Raw genomic sequence first — 17384 nt, 5'->3', positions numbered from 1 at the left:
GAAGCTTGACGCCCCCGCCCACCTCAACCGAAGGCCCGTAGATCACTCTCCGCTTACGCTGGTGGCGCCGTCGCGTGAGCGCGGGAACCGTACGCCGAGCCGTCCACGGACGCGCACACCAGGAGCACTCCGATGGCCACGACCGAGCACCGCCCCCCGAGCCGCCTGCGGGCCTGGATGCTGGAGGGACTCTCGGACATGGGCAAGGGGCGCGGCCAGGCCGAGCCACCCGCCGAGTCCAAGCTGGAGCATCCGGGCCAGCCCTGGTACCGGGTGATGTGTCTGACGGGCGTCGACTACTTCTCGACCCTCGGCTACCAGCCGGGCATCGCCGCACTGGCGGCCGGCCTGCTGTCGCCGGTGGCCACCATCGTGCTGGTGCTCGTCACCCTGGCCGGCGCCCTGCCGGTGTACCGCAGGGTCGCCGAGGAGAGCCCGCACGGCCAGGGCTCGATCGCCATGCTGGAACGGCTGCTGACGTTCTGGAAGGGCAAGCTGTTCGTGCTGACCCTGCTGGGCTTCGCGGCGACCGACTTCCTGATCACCATCACCCTGTCGGCCGCCGACGCCTCGACCCACCTGGTGGAGAACCCCCACCTGAACGACGCCCTGCACGACCAGCAGCTACTGATCACCCTGATCCTGGTGGCCCTGCTGGGCGCGGTGTTCCTCAAGGGCTTCCTGGAGGCGATCGGCGTCGCTGTCGCCCTGGTCGGGGTGTATCTCGCGCTCAACGCGGTCGTGGTGACGGTCGGTCTCTATCACGTCGCCACCGAGGGCCATGCCGTCACCGACTGGTCCAACGCCCTGACGGCCGAGCACGGCAACGTCTTCGTGATGATCGGCATGGCTCTGATCGTCTTCCCCAAGCTCGCCCTCGGCCTGTCCGGCTTCGAGACCGGCGTCGCCGTCATGCCCCACATCAAGGGCGACCCGTCCGACACCGAGGAGAATCCCAAGGGCCGTATCCGCGGCGCCAAGAAGCTGCTCACCGTCTCCGCCCTGATCATGAGCTGCTTCCTGATCACGAGCAGCTTCATCACCACCCTGCTGATCCCCGAGAAGGAGTTCGAGGAGGGTGGCGCGGCCAACGGCCGGGCGCTCTCCTATCTCGCCCACGAATACCTCGGCAACGCCTTCGGCACGGTCTACGACATCGCCACCATCGCCATCCTCTGGTTCGCCGGCGCCTCGGCGATGGCGGGCCTGCTCAACCTGATGCCGCGTTACCTCCCCCGGTACGGCATGGCCCCGCACTGGGCTCGCGCGGTGCGCCCGATGGTCATGGTCTTCATCTTCGAGGCCTTCGTGGTCACCTGGATCTTCGACGCCGACGTCGACGCCCAGGGCGGTGCCTACGCCACCGGTGTCCTCGTGCTCATCTGCTCCGCGGCCATCGCGGTGACCATCGCCGCCCGCAAGGCCGGTCAGCGCAACTGGACCATCGGCTTCGGCGTCATCTCCGTCGTCTTCCTCTACACGACGATCGTCAACATCATCGAGCGCCCCGACGGCGTGAAGATCAGTGCCGCCTTCATCCTGCAGATCATCCTCATCTCCCTGCTGTCGCGACTGTTCCGCGCCTTCGAGCTGCGCGTGACGGACGTGACGCTCGACGACATGGCCCAGCGGTTCGTCCGGGACATCGCCACCCGCAAGATCCGGTTCATCGCCAACGAGCCGGACGAGCGGGACGAGACCGAGTACCGCGAGAAGGTCGAGCAGATCCGGACCGACAACGACCTGTCCGAGCAGGAGGACTTCGTCTTCGTCGAGGTCACGGTCACCGACCCGTCCGAGTTCGAGACGAGCCTGACCGTCCGCGGGGAGGTCCTGCACGGCCGCTACCGCGTGCTGACCATGGAGTCGTCCTCGATCCCCAACGCCCTGGCCGCGCTGCTGCTGCACGCCCGCGACATGACCGGCCGGACGCCGCACATCTACTTCGAGTGGACCGAGGGCGACCCCTTCGCCAACTTCCTGCGCTTCTTCCTGTTCGGCCAGGGCGAGGTCGCCCCCGTCACCCGCGAGGTGCTGCGCGAGGCGGAGCCGGACGTCACGAGGCGGCCGCGCGTCCACACGGGCTGACGAATCCGACGGCCCCGGCGGAGCCGGAGTCGATCACGCTCCGGGCACCTCCTATCGTGACGGCATGCAGTCCTACACCATCGGACAGGCCGCCCGGCTGCTCGGCGTGAGCCCCGACACCGCCCGCCGCTGGGCCGACGCCGGCCGCGTGGCCACCCATCGCGACGACAGCGGCCGCCGCCTCATCGAGGGCCGCGACCTCGCCGCGTTCTCCGTGGAACTGGCCAAGGCGTCGCCCACCGCCGAGGGCGACGAACGCCCGTACACCTCGGCCCGCAACGCCTTCCCCGGCATCGTCACCGCGATCAAGCTCGGCGATGTCGCCGCCCAGGTCGAGATCCAGGCGGGCCCGCACCGCCTGGTCTCCCTGCTGACCCGCGAGGCCGTGGAGGAACTCGGCCTGGAGGTCGGCATGGAGGCCACGGCCCGGGTGAAGTCGACAAACGTACACATCGACCGCACCTGACAGCAGTTCCCGGCGGCCGCCGCGGGCGGGCACCCCCCGGCACGTCCCCTCCGCACGCCGAGAGGCCCCACCCCCACAAGGGGGCAGGGCCTCTCGCCGAAGCCGGACCCGAGGCATCAACCGTCAGGTGTGACGCCTCGGACCAACGGCTCTCAGTCCTCGTACGCGTCCAGCGGCGGGCAGGAGCACACCAGGTTCCGGTCACCGAACGCCTGGTCGATCCGACGCACCGGCGGCCAGTACTTGTCGGCCACGGTCACCCCGGCCGGGAACACGGCCTCCTCGCGGGAGTACGCGTGCGCCCACTCCCCGCCGAGCGCGCCCGCGGTGTGCGGCGCGTTGTGCAGCGGGTTGTCCTCGGCCGGCCACTCGCCCGCGCCGACCTTCTCGATCTCCGCGCGGATGGCGATCATCGCGTCGCAGAACCGGTCCAGCTCGATGATGTCCTCGGACTCGGTCGGCTCGATCATCAGCGTGCCGGCCACCGGGAAGGACATGGTCGGCGCGTGGAAGCCGTAGTCGATGAGCCGCTTGGCGACGTCGTCCACGGTCACGCCGGTCGCCTTGGTCAGCGGCCGCAGGTCGATGATGCACTCGTGCGCGACCAGCCCGCCGGGGCCGGTGTAGAGCACCGGGTAGTGCGGCTCCAGGCGCTTGGCGATGTAGTTCGCGGAGAGCACCGCCACCTGCGTGGCCCGCTTCAGTCCCTCGCCGCCCATGAGACGGACGTACGCCCACGAGATCGGCAGTATGCCCGCGGAACCCCACGGCGCGGCCGAGATCGGCCCGACGCCCGTCTCCGGGCCGGCGGACGGCTGGAGCGGGTGGTTCGGCAGGTACGGCGCGAGGTGGGACCGGACGCCCACCGGACCGACACCCGGGCCACCGCCGCCGTGCGGGATGCAGAACGTCTTGTGCAGGTTCAGGTGCGAGACGTCACCGCCGAAGTGACCGGGCTTGGCCAGGCCCACCAGGGCGTTGAGGTTGGCGCCGTCCACGTACACCTGGCCGCCGGCCTCGTGCACCTGGGCGCAGATGTCGGCGACGTGCTCCTCGAACACACCGTGCGTCGACGGGTAGGTGATCATCAGCACCGACAGCTCGTCGCGGTACTGCTCGATCTTCGCCCGCAGGTCCTCGACGTCGATCTCGCCGTCCTCGGCGGTCCTCACGACGACGACCTTCATGCCCGCCATGACCGCGCTGGCGGCGTTGGTGCCGTGCGCGGACGACGGGATCAGGCACACGGTCCGCTGCTCGTCGCCGTTGGCGCGGTGGTACCCGCGTACGGCGAGCAGACCGGCCAGCTCACCCTGCGAGCCCGCGTTGGGCTGGAGGCTGACCTTGTCGTAGCCGGTGACCTCGGCGAGACGGTCCTCCAGCTCGTGGATGAGCGTGAGGTAGCCCTCGGCCTGCTCCTCCGGGGCGAAGGGGTGCAGCTGGCCGAACTCGGGCCAGGTGACCGGCTCCATCTCGGTGGTCGCGTTGAGCTTCATGGTGCAGGAGCCCAGCGGGATCATGCCGCGGTCCAGCGCGTAGTCGCGGTCGGCGAGCTTGCGCAGGTAGCGCAGCATCGCGGTCTCGGAGCGGTGCTGGTGGAAGACGGGGTGGGTGAGGTAGTCGTCGGTGCGCAGCAGCGCCGCCGGCAGCGCGTCCTCGGTGGCCGCGTCCAGCGCCGCCACGTCGCCCTCGACCCCGAAGGCCGCCCAGACCGCCGCGAGCTGGTCGCGCGTGGTCGTCTCGTCGCAGGAGAGCGACACCTGGTCGGCGTCGACGAGGTGCAGGTTGACGCCGTTCACACGCGCGGCGGCGACGACCTCGGCCGCGCGGCCGGGCACACGCGCGGTGACCGTGTCGAAGAACGCGCCGTGCACGACGTCGACACCACCGTCGGCCAGGCCCGCGGCGAGGAGCGTCGCGTAGCGCTGGGTCCGCCGCGCGATGCCCTTCAGCCCCTCCGGGCCGTGGTACACGGCGTACATGCCGGCCATCACCGCGAGCAGCACCTGCGCGGTGCAGATGTTGCTGGTGGCCTTCTCGCGGCGGATGTGCTGCTCACGCGTCTGCAGGGCCAGCCGGTACGCCTTGTTCCCGTCCGCGTCCACGGACACGCCCACGAGCCGGCCGGGCAGGCTGCGCGCGAACTTCTCGTGCACGGCCATGTAGCCGGCGTGCGGTCCGCCGAAGCCCATCGGCACACCGAAGCGCTGCGTCGTGCCGACCGCGATGTCCGCGCCCAGCTCGCCCGGCGACTTCAGCAGCGTCAGCGCGAGCAGGTCGGCGGCGACGGTCACCAGCGCGCCGAGCTCATGAGCCTGGTCGATGAGCGGCTTGATGTCCCGGACGGCACCGGAGGCACCCGGGTACTGGACCAGTACACCGTTGATCTCGCGCCCGGCGACCTCGGCCGGGATGCCCTCGCCCAGGTCGGCGACGACGACCTCGACACCGGTCGGCTCGGCGCGGGTCTCGATCACGGCGATCGTCTGCGGCAGCGCGTCCGCGTCGACGAGGAAGAGGCCCTTCTTGTTCTTGCCCATGCGCCGGGACAGCGCCATGGCCTCGGCGGCCGCGGTGCCCTCGTCGAGCAGGGAGGCGCCGGAGGTCGGCAGCCCAGTCAGCTCGGCGACCATGGTCTGGAAGTTCAGCAGCGCCTCCAGGCGGCCCTGCGAGATCTCCGGCTGGTACGGCGTGTACGCGGTGTACCAGGCCGGGTTCTCCATGACGTTGCGCAGGATCACCGGCGGCGTGAAGGTGCCGTAGTAGCCGAGACCGATCATCGAGCCGAGGACCTGGTTGCGGTCGGCCAGCGAGCGCAGCTCGGCGAGCACCTCGGCCTCGGTACGCGCGCCCGGCAGGTCCAGGGCGTCGGCGTTCTTGATCACATCCGGTACCGCGGCGGCGGTGAGCTCGTCGAGCGAGCCATAGCCGACCTGCGCGAGCATCTTGGCCCGCGCCTCCTGGTCGGGCCCGATGTGGCGCTGCTCGAAGGGGATGCCCTGTTCGAGCTCGGAGAGCGGCGTGCGCTGGGCGGTCATTGCGGAGGCCTCCTGGTCTGACGCGACCTTCGAGGGGTACCACGGCGCTGGTACCCCGACGGCCTCCCCCTCTGTCATCTCAACCTGAGAGCTTCACCGGGTGGCCCGAGGGCACCCGGCTTTCACCGTCGGTGAGAGCGGAAGCCGTGAACACCCGCCCTGCTTTCCAGAGTGGCCTCATCCGTGCGGTACGTGGGCCTGAGAGATTCCGGGGAGGATTTGCTCCTTCGGCGCCTCCGGTGATCACCGGAGGACTCTCCCGCACGGGGTCAGCAGCCATCTGCAAGCCTACCAGCGAGGTTCGCCTCCGGGCCTTCGAGTGGCCGGGCTCACCAATGTGCTCTTTCGTAGTGCTTACGGATGAGTTCCGACCAAGTGGAGGGCTCGTGCAGACCGACATCGATCCGCGCAATCTGATCGGCCGCAAGGCTTTCGACCGCGACGGCACGAAGATCGGCACGATCGACGAGGTGTACCTCGACGACGCGACCGGCGTGCCGGAATGGGCGGCCATACGCACCGGCCTGTTCTCCAGGGACGCCTTCGTCCCCCTGGAGCCCAGCGAACTGATCGAGGGCACACTCCACGTCCCCTTCGAGCGAGCCTTGATCAAGGATGCACCCGACTTCGGCGTGGGCCGCCATCTCTCCCCCGAACAGGAACTCCAGCTCTACCACCACTACGGCCTGGATGTGGCCCCGCCTCCACCACTTCCCGACCGGGACTTCGGAAACGTGGCGGGCAAGGAGGAGCCCCACTGAAGCGACCCCCTCCTGCCGCCCTCCGGCGGGCACGCCCCGGACCGCGCCCCGCGCGACTATGGGATGGGTGGGCCCGGCCCGGCTGCCCCTCGCGCCGCACGGACAGGGCGGGGGCGGCCTTTCGGCAGGGCTGAGTGCGGCGACGACCCATGATCCTTGCGACGCGGACTCGCACGGGCCGGCCTCGGACGAGGCTGTCGCGCCATACGCCAGCGTTCGGTGGCCGCCGCCGCGTTCCCCTCGCTCCTGCCGGGTGCGCAGCCGACCTCCAGGGGCGCGGGAACTGCGCGACCAGCCCCGTACGGCCCGCAGTCGAGGTCCCATGTCGCGCGGAGGGAGGCGACACGGCCGACGCCCGAGGCGCACGGGACGCCGAACGCCTTCCGCCCAGCTCGGCAGGACCCCGCCCTCCGCCCGGGCCGCCAAGCGTCCCCGCCCAGCCTTAGACCGCCGCAGCCCCCGGGACCACCGGTCCTCCCCGCACCAACGGCAACGGATCCGCCCCTTCGAGTTCGGGATCTTCGACCCTGAACGTCCGCACCCGCCCCGGCTCCGACGTCGGTGTCTCGAACCGCACCGTGACCCGCCCCAGACCGCTGCCCTGCACCCACCCGTGCCCGTACTCGGCGTGCCGGACATCGTGTCCCGGAGCCCACCGCCGCCCCTGGGGCTCCTCGGACTCCTTCGCCCTCTCCTCGCCCGACTCCTCCTCGGCCGCCTGCTCCGCCTCTCCCGCGGCCTGCGCGAACAGGTCCTCCTGGGTGAAGTCGGCCAGGCCGCTCACCCCGACCCCGAGCAGTCGCACCCCGCCCGTGGTGTCCACGGCCTCCAGCAGCCGCAGCGCGGCCTCCCGCACCACCGCCGGGTCGTCGGTGGGCCCCCGCAGCGTCTCGGACCGGGTCAGGGTCGAGAAGTCGTACCGCCGTACCTTCAGCTGGATCGTCCGCCCGGACAGCCCGGCCCCCCGCAGCCGCCGTACACAGCGGTCGGCCAGCCGCTGCACCTCCAGCCCGACCCGCACCCGATCGTGGATGTCCACGTCGTAGGTGTCCTCGACGGACACCGACTTGGTCTCCCGCTCGGCCACCACGGACCGCTCGTCGCGCGCGAGCGCCATCGCGTAGAGGGCCTGCCCGTGCGCCTTCCCGACCAGCCGCACCAGCTCGTCCTCGCCCGCCTCGGCGAGCTCCTCGACCGTGTGGATGCCCGCCCGTCTCAGATGGTCGCCCGTCGCCGGCCCCACTCCCGGCAGGGTCCGTACCGTCATCGGTCCGAGCAGCGCCCGCTCGGTCCCCGGCTCGATCAGCACCAGCCCGTCCGGCTTGGCCTGCTCGGAGGCGATCTTCGCCAGCATCTTGGAGGCGGCCAGCCCGACCGAGCCCGTGAGCCCCGTGACGGTCCGTATGTCCGCGCGCAGCCTGACCCCCGCCAGCCGCGCCGACCCGGCGTCCCAGGCCGCCTCCCCGGCCTCCAGGTCCACGAACGCCTCGTCCAGGCTCAGCGGCTCCACCAGCGGCGACAGCGCCCGCAGCAGCGCCATCACCTGCTCGCTGACCGCCCGGTACAGCCCGAACCTCGGCACCAGATACGCGGCGTTGGGCGCCAGCCGCCGCGCCTGAGCCATCGGCATCGCGGAGTGCACCCCGAACACCCGGGCCTCGTACGAGCAGGTCGCCACCACCCCGCGCGGCCCGAGCCCGCCCACGACCACGGCCTTCCCGCGCAGGCTCGGCTTGGACGCCTGCTCCACCGAGGCGAAGAAGGCATCCATGTCGAGATGCAGGATCGTGGGCGCGGTTCTCACATCTCCGATGCTGCACCACGCCACTGACAATGCCCGGACGCACGGCGGAGAATCTCACTCGCGGGCTGCCGGAACTCGGCGTTCCGGTAGCCCCTCGACCGCCTCAGACCGCCTTGTTGCGCCGCCGGGCCAGCTCGTCCGTCGGGTTGTGGCCGACGAGCGTCTCCCCGGTGTCGATGCGCTCCCCGTGCAGCTGCGACAACGCGCTCTCGACGTCCCGCCAGACCACACCCACGGCGATCCCGAAAACGCCCTGACCGCCCTGCAGCAGGGCGTGCACCTCGTCGGGCGAGGTGCACTCGTAGACGGTGGCGCCGTCGCTCATCAGCGTCATGCGCTCCAGATCGCGGAACCCGCGCTCACGCAGGTGCTGGACGGCACTGCGGATGTTCTGCAGCGACACCCCGGTGTCCAGGAAACGCTTGACGATCTTCAGGACGACGACGTCCCTGAAGCTGTACAGCCGCTGCGTCCCCGACCCGTACGCGGGTCGCACGCTGGGCTCGACCAGCCCGGTGCGCGCCCAGTAGTCCAGTTGGCGGTAGGTGATGCCGGCGGCCGCACAGGCCGTCGGCCCCCGGTAGCCGACCTCCTCCGCCGCCCCCTGCGCCACCCCACCGCCGGGCACGGCCGTGGGCCGCTGGGCGGAATGATCGGGCGCGCTGCCATGATCGGGATATCCGCGGCTGGAGTGCAGCCGAGAGCCCTGGGGAGGGTACGGGCCGCTCTCCCCCAGACCGCGTCCGGGGGCACCCCCAGCCGTACCGTCGCCGCTGCTTCTCACGCCGACCTCCGTCCTTGACCTGCCCTCTCGACGGTAGGCAGTCACCAAGGGTGCGTCAACGATCGCCACACTCGGCACGCCGAGTGATAATCACCCCAGGAGTGGTTTCCCCTGCTCCACCGCGGGGAAAGGCTAGCCGAATGCACTCGCGGGGGACCGCAGGACGCTCTCAATCGCCGCTGGCACAAGCCGCGGCGACGTCGCCCACACACCGTCCGGCGAGGCCGCTGATCCCCTCCGTCCGGCCCGGCCGCGGCTCACTGGCTGCTGGTGCCGAAGTCCTCGGGCGAGATCTGGTCGAGGAACTCGCGGAACTTCTCCACCTCGTCCTCCTGCTCGTCCGGGATCGCGATACCCGCGTCGTCCAGCACCCCGTCACTGCCGTAGATCGGCGTGCCGGTGCGCAGCGCCAGCGCTATGGCATCGGACGGCCTGGCGCTCACCTCGACCCCGCTGGCGAAGACCAGCTCGGCGTAGAAGACGCCTTCACGCAGGTCCGTGATGCGCACTTCGGTGAGCTCCTGGCCGACGGCCTCCAGCACGTCCTTGAACAGGTCGTGAGTGAGCGGCCGTGCGGGGGCCATGCCCTGCTGCGCGAAAGCGATGGCCGTCGCCTCCCCCGGCCCGATCCAGATGGGGAGGTAGCGGTCGCCTCCCACTTCGCGCAGGAGCACGATCGGTTGGTTGGAGGGCATTTCGACCCGGACACCTACGACATCGAGCTCGTTCACACAGCAACCCTAGGCCGTGCCCGGGACGTTTGGGTAGTCGGGCCCGACAGAGGAGACTGATCCTGTGGGGAGTCGGACCCGCGAGCGCGACCGATCCGGCCACCGACCAGCCCGGGAACCGCCCCACTCTCCGACCGGGACGGGAAACCCGCTTCCGGTCTCCGGTCACCGACCAGAACCGCGGACCGCCGCCCGATCCCGTCACCGACCGCACCAGGGACCCGCACCCGATCCGGTCACCACCGGCCCCGACCTCAGGGCAGCCGCACCCCGAGCGCCGTCTGCACCAGCGCCGAGTGCAACTTCACCGTGAGCCCGGCGAGCTCCTTCGTTCGGGCCTCCGCATGCGCCCTGGTCTGCGGATTGCGATGTCGTCTGAGCGGGGCCACCACCTGGTCCACCAGCCCGGCCTCACGGTCGGCGGCCGCCTTCATCACCCGAAGGTGCCGCGGCTCGATACCGAACCGCCCCAGCTCGCCCACCAGGGTCGCCACGGTGACCGTCTCGGCGTCGTACACCCCTTCCGGCAGTGGTGCGATCAGTCCGTAGGACTCCCACTCCACCAGCTCGGACTCCTCGATCCCGGCCGCGGCGAGCAGTTCCGCCCGCCCGATCCGGGCCGCCGTGGGCCCCTCTGCCGCCTCCGGCAGGGCCTCGCCGTCCCGCTGGCGGCCGACGGCCGGAAGCCGCACATCCTCGCCACGCGCCACGGCGTCGAGATACTCGCGGATCACCTTGAGCGGCAGATAGTGGTCCCGCTGCATCCGCAGCACATGGCCGAGACGCTCGATGTCACTCGCACTGAACTTGCGGTACCCCGAAGGGGTGCGCTGCGGTTCGATGAGCCCTTCCGATTCCAGGAAACGGATCTTGGAGATCGTGACTTCGGGGAACTCCTCGCGCAGCACGTTCAGCACCGTGCCGATGCTCATCAGTCCACTGTCCGCCGCGGCGGTGCCACTCCCGGCACCGCCGCTCGGTGTTTGAAGCATGGACCTTCCCTGGGGGTCCCCCGGACCTTTGTCCGGGGCGGGTCAGATGCCCTGGCGGCTCGCGTAGAAGACGAGCCGGTACTTGCCGATCTGCACCTCGTCACCGTTGTGCAGGCCGACCTGGTCGATCCGCTCACGGTTGACGTACGTGCCGTTCAGGCTGCCCACGTCGGCCACGGTGAACGAGCCATCGGGACTGCGCCGGAACTCCACGTGGCGGCGCGAGACCGTCACGTCGTCCAGGAAGATGTCGCTCTGCGGGTGACGGCCGGCCGTGGTGAGCTCGCCGTCCAGCAGGAAGCGGCTGCCCGAGTTCGGACCACGGCGTACGACCAGCAGCGCCGAGCCCAGCGGCAGCGCGTCGACAGCGGCCTGCGCCTCGGGCGACAGCGCCGGGATCTGCGTCTGGCCGGTCACCTCGGCGTCGTAGGCCTCCAGCCCGCTGATGGAGATCGTGGACGTCGTCTCGGAGGGACGCTCCGGGGCCGCACCGGCCCGCAGCGGAGCACCGCAGTTGGAGCAGAAGCGGCTGTTCTCCGCGTTGCGGTTACCGCACCTCTGACACACCAGGGCCGACATGGACGGATCCTCCTGCCGCGGCTGCCCCGCCGGGGCGTTGGACGCGTACGGGTCGGCGGGGAATCCGCCACCCGCACCTGAGGTCGACGGTTGGCCGAAACCTATGCCGCCCGCCTGGGCAGGGTCAACCGACGGCGCGCCCGGGACGCCGGAAATGTCACCGCCCGGACCAGAGACCTGGTCACGGAACAGCGGGCGCTGACCTTCGGCGTCGGGCTGTGCGCGATGACGAGCGGTGGCGCTGTTGTCGCGGCCCTCTCGCGCGCTCTTGCCGAACAACTTCGCAAACAACTTCACGGGCGATTCCCCTTGACCGAAACAGACCCGCCCGTGGGGCAGGACGAACCCTGACTGCACACTCTGACCGAGCCGGACATCATGACAACGTCCGTAGCCACCAGACAGTTTCCACCACGCACCACCCATTCGGTGCGGCGACCCCCCGCAACCTCTTGCCCTCGACGGACGTCCCCCATGCACCCCCGGTTCACTGGGAGGACGACCGAGCGTAGTCAGGCTGCTTCGCAGGCCGCAAGGCGTCCACGATGATCTTGTCCGACCGCTCAACCGTAACGGTGGCCTGCTCCTTCTCCAGCGTCTGCACCACGCCTCCTGGGATGTTGAGTGCCGGTTCGAGATCCTGAGGCTTGCCGATGACCTGGAAACGATAGGGCGCGTTGATCTTGTTCCCGTCGACGCTCACGGAGTTGTCGGAGTCCGTGAAGTACGTCCCGGCCACCACCCGGACGCCGTTGACCTGGATCGCCTCGGCACCGGCCGCGCGCAGCTCCTGGATGGCGTCGAGCAGCATGTCGGCCTCGACGGTGCCCTTGGTGTCGTCGATCGTCATCGTGATACCGGGCCCCTGAGCGGCGACCGTGCCCGCCAGGATGCCGAGTTGCCTCTCCTTCTCGATCGTCTGCCTGCGGGCCTCCTCCGCCTGGTCGGAGCTGTTCTCCAGCTCGTCCCGCTGCTTTTCGAGACCCTGCTTCTCGTCCTCAAGACGCTGAGTACGGTCATCCAGTTCATCGAGGATGCGCACAAGATCTTCCTGGCGTGCCCCACGCAGAGCCGTGCCGTCGTCGCTGTTGGACGCGACCTGCACGGCGAGGCCGAAGCCCAGGCCGAACAAGAGCAGGGCGACGATGAGTTGGGCCCGGCTGACCCGCGGCGGCCACAGGCCCTGGACCAACCGCCGGCGACCCGTGAGCACGGGCTCCGACGGCTCCTCGGCAGGCGCGACGGGAGGCGCCGCGGGCACCTCTTCGGGCAGTTCCTTGCGCAGCCGGTTCTCGGCGGTCTCGTCCTGGTTGCTCATCGGCCTCACGCCCGGAACACGTGACGGCGGATCGCGGCCGCGTTGGAGAAGATCCGGATGCCGAGGACGACCACCACGCCCGTGGACAGCTGCGCCCCCACGCCCAGCTTGTCCCCCAGGAACACGATCAGCGCGGCGACCACGACGTTCGACAGGAACGACACCACGAAGACCTTGTCGTCGAAGATCCCGTCGAGCATGGCCCGCAGGCCGCCGAACACGGCGTCCAGCGCCGCCACGACGGCGATCGGCAGATAAGGCTCGACCACCGCCGGAACCTCAGGCCGGACCAAGAGGCCGGCCACGACTCCCACGACGAGGCCCAGTACGGCGATCACGATGTGCCCTTCTCAGCTTGCGACTGTGCTGTCTCGGTTATCGGCTGTGCTGTACGTACGATCACGCTCGGCGCCGCGGGCAGCCGGAGCTCGTCCTCCGCGGAGATGGCGGTGCGGATCCCGTAGTTCTCCTGCAGGACATGCAGATACAGACCGTCCGCACTGTCCTGGAAGCGGGTGCTCAGCCTCTTTCCGTCCCCCACCGCGAGCACCGTGTACGGCGGCACCAGCGGCCTGTTGTCGACCAGTATCGCGTCACCGGCGGCCCTGATCGCGGACAGCGCCGTCAGCCGCTGCCCGTTGACGGAGACGGCTTCGGCGCCCGACTCCCACAGCCCGTTCACCACGCGCTGGAGATCACGGTCACGCACCCGGCCGGTGTCGGAGAAACCGGACGTCCCGCGCGGGTTGCCGTCCCCGCCGCCGGAGGTCCCCTTGGCGTCGTCGACGACGAGCTTCACTCCGGGCCCGTGCACCTCCATGGCACCCGACAGGACACCCACCAGATCCGCCTGGCCACCGCCGCCGCTGTGCTTGAGCGCCTCCCGCTGCCGCGCGCCCACATCGTCCCGCAGCTCGTCCACGGACTTCTCCAGATCGTCCGCGGCGTCGGTCTCCCGTCCGATGCGGTCGATCAGCTCCTCGCGCTCCTTGGCCACCACAGGGGCCGCGACCCGCGCCTGCGCGGCGCCGACGGTCACCACGAGTGCCGCGAGCACCAGACCGGCGGCCAGGCCGAGCTTCGCCCGGAGCGTCTTGGGCAGTCCGCCCTCGCCCGCGGCGGCCTTGCGGGCCGAGGCCTCCGCGTAGCCGTCGTCCAGGCTGTGATCCATGACGTTGGTGAGCAGCGACATGGAGGCGTCCGGACGCGGGGCACGCGCCGGACTGCTCCGAACGGGGGGCTCCGACATGCCGCACATCGTCGCACGTCGCGGCACGTACCTCCGAATGGCCCCGCTGACGTGCCGGACAGGCCCCCTGAGGGCAGCTGTCCGGCACGCGCGCGTGCTGCGTTTTCACCGTCCGGCGACACTCGCCGGACGTCTCGTGGACCGCGCCGCTACCGCCCGGCGCTGTCCACGACGGCCGACCACTCGTCGAGCAGGGCCTGCGCCGACGCGTCGTCCGGCCCTTCCGCCCACAGATGGGTGACCGCCTCGGCCGGGTCGGGCAGCACCATGACCCAGCGCCCGTCCGTCTCGACGACCCGCACACCGTCCGTGGTGTCCACGAAGCGATCTCCGGCCGCCTCGACGACCCGCCGCATCACCAGACCCTTGACCGCCCACGGGGTCGCCAGATCGCGCTTGAGGACGTGCGCACGCGGAATCCGCGCGTCGATCTGGCTCAGCGTGAGCTGCGTCCGCGCGACCAGCCCGATCAGCCGCACGAAGGCCGCCGTACCGTCGAAGACGCTGCTGAACTCGGGGACGATGAAGCCGCCCTTGCCGTCACCTCCGAAGATGGTCGCCTCGTCCCGGCCGACCCGCGTGAGATCGTCGGGCGAAGTCGTCGTCCACTCCACCTGCGTGCCGTGGTACGCCGCCACCTGCTCGGCGATCCGCGTCGTCGTCACCGGCAGCGCCACCCGCCCGCTGCGCCGCTCCGCGGCCACCAGGTCGAGCATCACCAGCAGGGCCCGGTCGTCCTCGACGATCCGCCCCTTCTCGTCCACGAGCGACAGCCGCTCGCCGACCGGGTCGAACCGCACGCCGAACGCAGCCCGCGCGGACGCCACGATCTCGCCGAGCCGCACCAGCCCCGACCGCCGTGTCTCGGCCGACTCGGTCGGCCGGGACTCGTCGAGACCGGGATTGATCGTCAGCGAGTCCACCCCGAGCTTGCCCAGCAGGCTGGGCAGGACCAGGCCGGCACTGCCGTTCGACGCATCGACGACGACCTTCAGCCCCGACTCGGCGATCCCGGTCGTGTCGACGTTCCGCAGCAGCGAACCGGTGTACGAGTCGAAGACACTCGCCGGGAAATACAGATCCCCGATCTCGCCCGGGAACGCCCGCCGGTACTCCTGGCGCGCGAAAATCCGGTCCAGCTTGCGCTGACTCCCCTGCGAAAGATCCGCGCCCTGACCGTCGAAGAACATGATGTCCACCGAGTCCGGCACCCCGGGCGACGTGCGGATCATGATCCCGCCGGCGCTCCCCCGCGCCGTCTGCTGCCGCGCCACGGGCAGGGGTACGTTCTCCAGGTCCCGTACGTCGATGGCGCTGGCCTGCAACGCGGAGATGACAGCCCGCTTCAGCGCACGGGCGCCACGGGAGTGGTCACGAGCCGTGGTGACGGTCGAGCCCTTCTTCAACGTGGTCGCGTAGGCACCGGCCAGCCGCACGGCCAGCTCGGGCGTGATCTCCACGTTCAGAATCCCGGAGACACCACGGGCGCCGAACAGATGCGCCTGCCCTCTGGACTCCCAGATGACCGAGGTGTTGACGAAGGCGCCGGCCTCGATCGTCTTGAAGGGGTAGACGCGCACGTTCCCCTGAACGATCGATTCTTCACCGATCAGGCACTCGTCCCCGATGACCGCGCCGTCCTCGATCCGGGCAGCCCGCATGATGTCGGTGTTCTTGCCGACGACACAGCCGCGCAGATTGCTGTGCTGGCCGATATACACGTTGTCGTGCACGACGGCCTTGTGCAGGAACGCGCCGCTCTTGACGACCACGTTCGACCCGACGACGGTGTGCTCCCGAATCTCCGCGCCGGCCTCGACCTTGGCGTAGTCGCCGATGTAAAGCGGCCCGCGCAGAACGGCGTCGGGATGCACCTCGGCACCCTCGGCCACCCATACGCCCGGTGAGATCTCGAAACCGTCGATCTCCACGTCGACCTTGCGTTCGAGCACGTCGGCCTGGGCCTTGACGTAGCTCTCGTGCGTGCCGACGTCCTCCCAGTAGCCCTCGGCCACGAACCCGTAGACCGGCTTGCCTTCCTTCATCAGCTGCGGGAAGACATCGCCGGACCAGTCGACAGGCACATCGGCCTCGACATAGTTGAATACGTCGGGCTCCATCACATAGATGCCCGTGTTCACCGTGTCGGAGAAGACCTGGCCCCAGGTCGGCTTCTCGAGGAAGCGCTCCACCTTCCCCTCTTCGTCCACGATGGTGATGCCGAATTCCAGCGGATTGGGCACACGCGTCAGACAGACGGTGACGAGTGCGCCCTTCTCCTTGTGGAAATTGATGAGCTCGGTCAGGTCGAAGTCGGTGAGGGCGTCACCGGAGATGACCAGGAAAGCGTCGTCCTTCAACGCCTCTTCGGCGTTCTTGACGCTACCGGCGGTACCGAGCGGCTTCTCCTCGTTGGCATAGGTGAGCTCCATGCCGAGCTCTTCACCGTCACCGAAGTAGTTCTTGACCAGCGAGGCCAGGAACTGGACGGTGACCACGGTTTCGTTGAGCCCATGCCTCTTGAGCAGCCGCAGAACGTGCTCCATGATCGGCCGATTGACCACCGGCAGGAGCGGCTTGGGCATGCTTGAGGTCATGGGGCGCAGGCGTGTGCCTTCGCCTCCGGCCATCACGACGGCCTTCATGTCGGAAGCGTCCTCCTCGAAGAGACGACGGTCTAGCCGACTTCACCCGCTTCGAATTGTCCCGCACCTTTGGGTTGCGGGCGATCGCGCCGTTGCGGCCGGGTCCATCCGCGAGGTCAATCGGCCATGGCGTCCGCACGAACGAGACGGCGGACTTGCACTACGTAGAGAACTCCTGCCCACCAGTAGAGCGTTGTACCCCATCCTGCGAACGCCCATCCGAAAACAGCGGCTAGTGACGAGATCCATCCGCTTCCGTCACTGAGCAGGAGCAGTGGGAAGGCGTACATCAAGTTGAATGTAGCCGCCTTCCCGAGGAAGTTCACCTGGGGCGGCGGATACCCGTGCCGACGGAGGATCCCCACCATCACCAACAGGACCAGCTCACGCGCGAGTAGTACCGCGGTCAACCACAGGGGCAGAATCTCCCGCCAGGTCAGTCCTACCAGGGTGGAGAGAATGTAGAGCCGGTCGGCCGCGGGGTCCAGGAGCCGGCCGAGGCTGCTGACCTGGTTCCACCGTCGCGCCAGCTTGCCGTCCAGATAGTCACTGATCCCGCTGAGCGCCAGCACGAGGAGCGCCCAGCCGTCACTCTTCGGGCCCCCGAACTCGGGTCTGAGGATCAACCACAGGAAGAGCGGTACGCCGAGCAGACGTGCCATGCTCAGGATGTTCGGGATGGTGAACACCCTGTCCGTCTGGACACGGGTCTCCTGGACCTCCAACCGGGGGCCTCCTGCGGTAAACGTGCGAACGATGCCCCCTGACCCTACCTCAACGCAAAAAAGCTCCGGCCCCTGGGTTATCCACCCAGGGACCGGAGCTATAAAAGGAGTTCGGCGGCGTCCTACTCTCCCACAGGGTCCCCCCTGCAGTACCATCGGCGCTGTAAGGCTTAGCTTCCGGGTTCGGAATGTAACCGGGCGTTT

General features: G+C 69.5%; 14 protein-coding genes, 1 rRNA gene and 1 riboswitch. Of the genes, 3 read left to right on the top strand and 12 right to left on the bottom strand.

The window, feature by feature from the left end:
* Positions 1–132 precede the first annotated feature (132 nt).
* Both ABZZ79_RS17815 and ABZZ79_RS17810 read left to right on the top strand, forming a co-directional pair.
* On the top strand, positions 133–2088 hold the full coding sequence (locus ABZZ79_RS17815) for an amino acid transporter (protein WP_356689866.1): 1956 nt from the start codon (positions 133–135) through the stop codon (positions 2086–2088).
* 64 nt (positions 2089–2152) lie between these two features.
* Positions 2153–2554: a helix-turn-helix transcriptional regulator gene (locus ABZZ79_RS17810; RefSeq protein ID WP_356689865.1), complete on the top strand. Its 402-nt coding sequence runs from the start codon at positions 2153–2155 to the stop codon at positions 2552–2554.
* A 152-nt stretch (positions 2555–2706) separates the two neighbouring features.
* Here the strand turns inward: ABZZ79_RS17810 and gcvP are convergent, their stop codons facing one another.
* Entirely contained in the window at positions 2707–5592 is a 2886-nt protein-coding gene (gene gcvP / locus ABZZ79_RS17805; RefSeq protein WP_356689864.1) for an aminomethyl-transferring glycine dehydrogenase, read from the bottom strand.
* Between the two features lie 176 nt (positions 5593–5768).
* Positions 5769–5864, bottom strand: a riboswitch (glycine riboswitch).
* A gap of 114 nt (positions 5865–5978) precedes the next feature.
* Here gcvP and ABZZ79_RS17800 point away from each other — a divergent pair.
* Positions 5979–6353: a PRC-barrel domain-containing protein gene (locus ABZZ79_RS17800; RefSeq protein WP_356689863.1), complete on the top strand. Its 375-nt coding sequence runs from the start codon at positions 5979–5981 to the stop codon at positions 6351–6353.
* A 442-nt stretch (positions 6354–6795) separates the two neighbouring features.
* Here the strand turns inward: ABZZ79_RS17800 and ABZZ79_RS17795 are convergent, their stop codons facing one another.
* The 11 genes from ABZZ79_RS17795 to rrf form a co-directional block, all read right to left on the bottom strand.
* A complete protein-coding gene (locus tag ABZZ79_RS17795) occupies positions 6796–8157 on the bottom strand; it encodes a DNA polymerase IV (RefSeq protein WP_356689862.1) in 1362 nt (453 codons plus the stop codon).
* Between the two features lie 103 nt (positions 8158–8260).
* Positions 8261–8941, bottom strand: coding sequence for a MerR family transcriptional regulator (locus tag ABZZ79_RS17790; RefSeq protein ID WP_356689861.1), 681 nt, complete (start codon positions 8939–8941; stop codon positions 8261–8263).
* A 257-nt stretch (positions 8942–9198) separates the two neighbouring features.
* On the bottom strand, positions 9199–9672 hold the full coding sequence (locus ABZZ79_RS17785) for a bifunctional nuclease family protein (protein WP_004002801.1): 474 nt from the start codon (positions 9670–9672) through the stop codon (positions 9199–9201).
* Between the two features lie 254 nt (positions 9673–9926).
* Positions 9927–10664, bottom strand: coding sequence for a MerR family transcriptional regulator (locus ABZZ79_RS17780; protein WP_356689860.1), 738 nt, complete (start codon positions 10662–10664; stop codon positions 9927–9929).
* Between the two features lie 42 nt (positions 10665–10706).
* On the bottom strand, positions 10707–11669 hold the full coding sequence (locus ABZZ79_RS17775; protein ID WP_356689859.1) for an FHA domain-containing protein: 963 nt from the start codon (positions 11667–11669) through the stop codon (positions 10707–10709).
* A gap of 61 nt (positions 11670–11730) precedes the next feature.
* Positions 11731–12561, bottom strand: coding sequence for a DUF881 domain-containing protein (locus ABZZ79_RS17770; RefSeq protein WP_356689858.1), 831 nt, complete (start codon positions 12559–12561; stop codon positions 11731–11733).
* Positions 12562–12566: 5 nt separating this feature from the next.
* On the bottom strand, positions 12567–12899 hold the full coding sequence (locus tag ABZZ79_RS17765; protein ID WP_003988855.1) for a small basic family protein: 333 nt from the start codon (positions 12897–12899) through the stop codon (positions 12567–12569).
* Entirely contained in the window at positions 12896–13819 is a 924-nt protein-coding gene (locus ABZZ79_RS17760; protein WP_356689857.1) for a DUF881 domain-containing protein, read from the bottom strand. The genes ABZZ79_RS17765 and ABZZ79_RS17760 overlap by 4 nt, the downstream gene beginning before the upstream one ends.
* A 140-nt stretch (positions 13820–13959) precedes the next feature.
* Positions 13960–16455, bottom strand: a complete 2496-nt coding sequence (locus ABZZ79_RS17755) for a mannose-1-phosphate guanyltransferase (RefSeq protein ID WP_356689856.1) — start codon at positions 16453–16455, stop codon at positions 13960–13962.
* Between the two features lie 116 nt (positions 16456–16571).
* On the bottom strand, positions 16572–17180 hold the full coding sequence (locus ABZZ79_RS17750) for a CDP-alcohol phosphatidyltransferase family protein (RefSeq protein ID WP_356689855.1): 609 nt from the start codon (positions 17178–17180) through the stop codon (positions 16572–16574).
* A 109-nt stretch (positions 17181–17289) separates the two neighbouring features.
* Positions 17290–17384: ribosomal RNA gene (gene rrf, locus ABZZ79_RS17745) — 5S ribosomal RNA — on the bottom strand; the annotation flags it as partial.

This window comes from Streptomyces sp. NPDC006458 (genome assembly GCF_040612135.1).
GTDB lineage: Bacteria > Actinomycetota > Actinomycetes > Streptomycetales > Streptomycetaceae > Streptomyces.
The sequence above is the reverse complement of the archived record's forward strand: the minus strand, read 5'-3'. Positions and strand labels throughout refer to the sequence as shown.

Coding starts and splice junctions, on each gene's coding strand:
- ABZZ79_RS17815 (WP_356689866.1), top strand. CDS start 133: ATGGCCACGACCGAGCACCGCCCCCCGAGCCGCCTGCGGGCCTGGATG.
- ABZZ79_RS17810 (WP_356689865.1), top strand. CDS start 2,153: ATGCAGTCCTACACCATCGGACAGGCCGCCCGGCTGCTCGGCGTGAGC.
- gcvP (WP_356689864.1), bottom strand. CDS start 5,592: ATGACCGCCCAGCGCACGCCGCTCTCCGAGCTCGAACAGGGCATCCCC.
- ABZZ79_RS17780 (WP_356689860.1), bottom strand. CDS start 10,664: ATGCTTCAAACACCGAGCGGCGGTGCCGGGAGTGGCACCGCCGCGGCG.
- ABZZ79_RS17775 (WP_356689859.1), bottom strand. CDS start 11,669: ATGGGTGGTGCGTGGTGGAAACTGTCTGGTGGCTACGGACGTTGTCAT.
- ABZZ79_RS17770 (WP_356689858.1), bottom strand. CDS start 12,561: ATGAGCAACCAGGACGAGACCGCCGAGAACCGGCTGCGCAAGGAACTG.
- ABZZ79_RS17760 (WP_356689857.1), bottom strand. CDS start 13,819: ATGTGCGGCATGTCGGAGCCCCCCGTTCGGAGCAGTCCGGCGCGTGCC.
- ABZZ79_RS17755 (WP_356689856.1), bottom strand. CDS start 16,455: ATGAAGGCCGTCGTGATGGCCGGAGGCGAAGGCACACGCCTGCGCCCC.